A 2352-nucleotide genomic window follows, 5' to 3' on the forward strand; every position below is an offset into this window, starting at 1 on the left:
GCTTCCCGCGCGCGCTGTTCGAACTGCAGTACCCGGCGCCCGGCGATCCGGCGCTGGCCGAAGAAGTGGCCCGCCGCATCGCCGCTGCCGGCCTGCCGGTGGCGCTCGACCCTCAGCGTGGCCTCGACCATGGCGCGTGGGTGCCGCTGCGGCTGCTGCGCCCGCAAGCCGACATCCCGGTGGTGCCGCTGTCGATCCAGCCGCTGCTCGGCCCCGGGCACCAGTTCGCGCTGGGCCGCGCGCTGGCGCCACTGCGTGAGCAGGGCGTGCTGCTGGTCGGCTCGGGCAGCATCACCCACAACCTGCACGACTGGGGCGACTACCAGGACGGCAAGGAAGCGCCGTACGTGCGGCCCTTCATCGAGTGGGTCGAGCAGCGCCTGGCCGCCGATGATCGCCAGGCCCTGTTCGACTACCGCCGGCAGGCACCGTTCGCCGAACGCGCGCACCCGACCGACGAGCACCTGCTGCCGCTGTTCTTCGCGATGGGCGCAGCCGGCGAGGACCGCTTCGGTGCACGCCGCATCGATGCCGGCATCGATGCCGGCTTCCTCGCCATGGACCTGTACCGCTTCGACGGGGCATGAGCCGGGGCTGACGCGCGACCGCCCCGGCCGTCGCGCTCATGGCCGCATGTGGTAGTTTTTTCCGGGTTTCCGGCGCTGGCCTTCGAGCCTCCCCGCGCGCCGCTTCCTGGAAGAAGCATGCATACCATTGAAGTCGTCCTGGCGATGCTGGTGGCCGTTGTCGCCAGCGGCTACCTGGTTCGCGTCCTCCCGTTCTCGTTGCCGCTGCCGCTGGTGCAGATCGGCCTGGGCGCGGTCATCGCCGGGGTGTTCAACCGCGGCCACGCGCTGGAGCCGGAAGTGTTCTTCCTGCTGTTCCTGCCGCCGCTGCTGTTCCTTGATGGCTGGCGCATCCCCAAGCAGGGCCTGTTCCGCGACAAGGGCGCGATCCTCGAACTGGCGTTCGGCCTGGTGGTGTTCACCGTCATCGGTGCCGGCCTGCTGATCCACTGGATGATTCCGGTGATGCCGCTGGCGGTGTGCTTCGCGCTGGCGGCCATCGTCTCGCCGACCGACCCGGTGGCGGTCGGCGCGATCGCCTCCAAGGCACCGATTCCCAAGCGACTGATGCACATCCTGGAAGGCGAATCGCTGCTCAACGATGCGTCCGGCCTGGTCTGCTTCCGTTTCGCGGTGGCGGCGGTGATGACCGGCTCCTTCTCGCTGGCCACGGCCTCGCTGACCTTCCTGTGGGTGGCGGTGGCCGGCCTTGCGGTGGGCGTGGCGGTCACCCTCGGTGTCTCCACCTTCCAGCGCTGGTTGTGGCGCCGCTTCGGCGAGGAACCGGGTGCGGCGATGCTGGTCAACCTGCTGATTCCGTTCGCGGCCTACCTGCTGGCCGAAGAAATCCATGCCTCGGGTATCCTCGCTGCCGTGGCGGCCGGTATCGCGATGAGCTACGTCGAGCTGACCGGCCGTGTCTCCGGCAGCATGCGCGTACAGCGTGCGGGCGTCTGGAACATGCTGCAGTTCAGCTTCAACGGCATCATGTTCGTGCTGCTGGGCGAGCAGCTGCCCGGCATCGTCGAGCGTGCCACCACCACCATGAACGAGTCCGGCCACCAGAGTGCATGGTGGCTGCTGGTGTACGTGGTGGTGATCAACCTGGCGCTGATCCTGTTGCGCCTGCTGTGGGTATGGTTGTCGCTGCGCTGGAACCTGCTGCGTGCACGCCGCCGAGGCCTGGAACGCGGCGAGGCACCGAACTGGCGCATCGTGGTGGCGACCTCGGTGGCCGGCGTGCGCGGCGCGATCACCCTGGCCGGCGTGCTGACCCTGCCGTTGTTCCTGCCTGATGGCAGCGCGTTCCCGGCGCGCGACCTGGTGATCTTCCTGGCCGCGGCGGTGATCCTGTTCTCGCTGGTCGGCGCCAGCGTGGCGCTGCCGCAGCTGCTGAAGGGCCTGCAGCTGCCGGCCGATTCGGGCGAGCGCAAGGAAGAGGACCTGGCACGCCGGCTGTCGTCCAAGGCTGCGCTGGCCGGGGTCGAGCGCATGCGCCAGCAGCTGGTGATGAACCAGAACACCGAGAACGTGCAGCTGTACAACGACGCTGCCTCGCGGGTGAGCCTGCTGTATCAGCGGCACCTGGAGAAGGACAACGACGGGCCCGACGTGGACCCGGAGAAAGTGCGGCGCATGGAGCTGGGTTACCGCCAGCTGCGCAGCGCCGGCCTCAATGCCGAGCGTGAGGAGCTGTTCCGGTTGACCCGGCGCGGGGTGATCTCCGATGAGATCTCGCGGCGCCTGATCCGCAACCTGGACCTGCTGGAATCGCGCAAGCGCGAGT

General features: G+C 68.9%; 2 protein-coding genes. Both read left to right on the forward strand.

Features of this window, described 5'->3' with window-relative positions; all coding sequences use genetic code 11:
- Positions 1-587, forward strand: a 587-nt coding sequence (locus N5E02_RS20850; protein WP_279946727.1) for a class III extradiol ring-cleavage dioxygenase, incomplete at its 5' end; no start/stop codon positions are given.
- A 117-nt stretch (positions 588-704) separates the two neighbouring features.
- A partial coding sequence (locus N5E02_RS20855) for a Na+/H+ antiporter (protein WP_005415111.1) occupies positions 705-2352 on the forward strand: 1648 nt, incomplete at its 3' end.

Source organism: Stenotrophomonas sp. GD03777, from assembly GCF_029842485.1.
Taxonomy (GTDB): Bacteria; Pseudomonadota; Gammaproteobacteria; order Xanthomonadales; family Xanthomonadaceae; genus Stenotrophomonas; species Stenotrophomonas sepilia.